General features: G+C 58.6%; 1 pseudogene. It reads right to left on the bottom strand.

The window, feature by feature from the left end:
• Positions 1 to 100: 100 nt before the first annotated feature.
• Positions 101 to 636, bottom strand: a pseudogene (locus tag ACXJ5O_RS29090) (aminotransferase class V-fold PLP-dependent enzyme); the annotation flags it as partial.

Raw genomic sequence — 636 nt, 5'->3', positions numbered from 1 at the left:
CCCACGACCGGCCGCCATTGACCATCGGCCAAGAAAGATGTGGTCAGGTTCGAAACCGACAGAACGGGGGCGATGGGCTTTTCCATGAGCTATCCTCCGGTCAATCTGGCCAGCGCATCAGACCAGCGATACGACGGGCGTAACGTTCTTCGAACGGGCTTGCGATGATCTCGTTCGAGGCTCGTGCCTTGCTCAGCTCCTCGTCGAGACGGCTCGCCACGATTTTATCCTCGCCTGGATGCAGGTTGCATGGATCCATGTAGAAAAACCCATGCTCGGCTTCATGATCGCGCACGATGATCGGGTGCGCGCCTCTCGCCAGCGCGTCGGCGAGGTCCCACGCTGTGATATGAGCTTCGTGCGGATTGACGGTCACCCGCAAACGGTCAAGCGGATTGTGGGTCGGATCTGGCTCGATCTCAGCACTCACGCCGGGCTTGCCCGACAGCGTCTGCTTCCACAAATTGAGATAACCGGTTTCCTTTTCGCGGATACCGGTATGGTCACGCTTCTCCCAGGCTTCGAGTGCTGCGATGGTGCCCAGGATGCTTTCCTTGCCAAGCTTCATGCCGCGGCCAATGCCCATATTCTGYAGGAACGCATTTCGAACCAGATCCTTGCGCCCGGCAACAATAC

It is taken from the genome of Phyllobacterium sp. P5_D12 (assembly GCF_054049495.1).
The sequence above is the reverse complement of the archived record's forward strand: the minus strand, read 5'-3'. Positions and strand labels throughout refer to the sequence as shown.